A 1936-nucleotide genomic window follows, 5' to 3' on the forward strand; every position below is an offset into this window, starting at 1 on the left:
CGGGCGCACCACACCACGCCGCGGTCGAAGGTGCTGCGCACCGGGTCGGGGGCCGTGCTGGGCTCGCCGGAGGTCGGGCCGGCGATCTCGTCCTCGTGTTTCAAGGGGCGGTTGTCCTTGTCTGTCGAAGGGGACATGGGTCCTCCATGCAGTACGCGCAGGGCACTGCCATGGTCAGAATGGGGGCACAAAGTTCACGGGGCCGGATGTGCCGGCCCCCGGGTCTGTCATGAATCCGTACGAAGCGTCGCCCGGCCCTGGCCTGGCGACGCTTCGCAGCGGTCATTATCGCAGTGCTTACAGCTGGCCGCGGGCCTTCAGGAACGAGGTCGCGGAGTCATAGATCTTCTGGGTCATCTCGTTGCGACCTGCCCATTCCTTCCATTCCTGCTCGGCGGCCTGGCGGAACTTCTTACGCTCTTCGGCGGGCAGGTTGTACGGATGGACGTTCGGATCCTGCTCGAGCTTCTGCAGCACCTCGATGTCCTGTGCACTCAAGCGGGCAATCATGTCGTAGGCCATACGATCGAAGGCAACTTCCAAGGTGGTCTGCAGGTCTTCCGGCAGCCCGTCCCAGATCTGCTTGTTGATCGATACGGCGATCATCGGCATGGAATGGAAGCCCGGATACAGCGGATACGGCGCGAACTGGTGCAGGCCCTGGGCATCGTTGTTCGAGAGCACGGTGGAGTCGGCCGCATCGATCACGCCCTTCTCGAGACCGGTATAGACTTCGGAACCCGGCAGGTTGACCGGGGTGGCGCCGATGCGCTCGAAGATGTTGTAGACCATGCCCTGCGGGGCGCGAATCTTGAGCCCCTGAAAGTCCTCGATGGTCTTGATTTCCACGGTGGAAGGCACCGATTCCAGCGGGAAGGTGGCCGCGGAAATCAGGTGCGTACCATAGGGCTCGGCCAACTCGTTGTAGAGCTCCTCACCGCCGGCATTATTCATGAACTCCAGGAAATCGTAGGGGTTCTGCCAAGCGCCGACCAGGTTACCCAACATGCCGAAGGCCGGGTCCTGGCCCGAGAAGTAGCTAGGGTCGGTCATGTGGCCCTGAAGGATACCCGAACTCACGGCCTGCAGGGTCTCGGTCGGCCCTACGACGGCATTGATCGGCATCACCTCGATCGACACGCGGCCGTCGGTCATGGTCTTGATCTTGTCGGCCCACTCCTGCTTGATCTTGAAGCTAGGCTCGCCGGAGGTTTCCGAGGCCTGGAATTTCCATTCGTATTCGGCAGCCTGGGCGGCGGACATTCCCAGCAATATCAACGAGCTGGTAGCGACTACGGCGTGCTTGAGTTTGGTCATACGTTGTCTCCGAATAGCGCTTGTTGTTGTGACTTAGGGCATCGAGTGATGGTGACGTCACGCTCGACTTGCAGTTCACCAGTCTAGGCTGTGATTGAGCCGGCGTGATTGGTTTTAGAATGTTGAACATAGACAGCCTATGTTCAACATAGACTTTCGTATGGGGTGGGAAAAAAGGGCCCCAAGGCATTGCGGGGCTAGACAGGGCAACCTGCCGAAGGAGGCCGGTAACCCCTTGAAAAGACAGATGCTTGGTCGCTTGCTGGGCCGTGGTAAGAGTAAGAATCGCGTTACCGAGACAAGAGCGAAATATTCACTGATATATTTTTATATATCAATTTTGTGGTTTTTGCATATTTTGTGGTTATCGGGTTTGCCGGTATGGTGCGTCCATACGTCAATGACGCGTGGCGCTTAGCACGCCAGCCACCGTGAAGGAGACAGCCATGTCGAATGAGAAACGCCAACTTCGCAGCGCCGCCTGGTTCGGCAGCGCCGACAAGAACGGCTTCATGTACCGCAGTTGGATGAAGAACCAGGGCATTCCCGACCACGAGTTCCAGGGCAAGCCGATCATCGGCATCTGCAACACCTGGTCGGAGCTTACCCCCTGCAACGC

At 58.8% G+C, this 1936-nt stretch carries 1 protein-coding gene and 1 pseudogene; one reads left to right on the plus strand and one right to left on the minus strand.

What is annotated here, in order from left to right; translation table 11 throughout:
- Positions 1-297 precede the first annotated feature (297 nt).
- A complete protein-coding gene (locus tag BM194_RS20375; protein WP_092850763.1) occupies positions 298-1317 on the minus strand; it encodes a TRAP transporter substrate-binding protein in 1020 nt (339 codons plus the stop codon).
- 446 nt (positions 1318-1763) lie between these two features.
- Here BM194_RS20375 and BM194_RS20990 point away from each other — a divergent pair.
- A pseudogene (locus tag BM194_RS20990) lies at positions 1764-1936 on the plus strand (dihydroxy-acid dehydratase); the annotation flags it as partial.

Source organism: Modicisalibacter xianhensis (assembly GCF_900113605.1).
Lineage (GTDB): Bacteria > Pseudomonadota > Gammaproteobacteria > Pseudomonadales > Halomonadaceae > Modicisalibacter > Modicisalibacter xianhensis.

Excerpts from the sequence above, each read along its gene's own strand:
- BM194_RS20375 (WP_092850763.1), bottom strand. The coding sequence starts at position 1,317 with ATGACCAAACTCAAGCACGCCGTAGTCGCTACCAGCTCGTTGATATTG.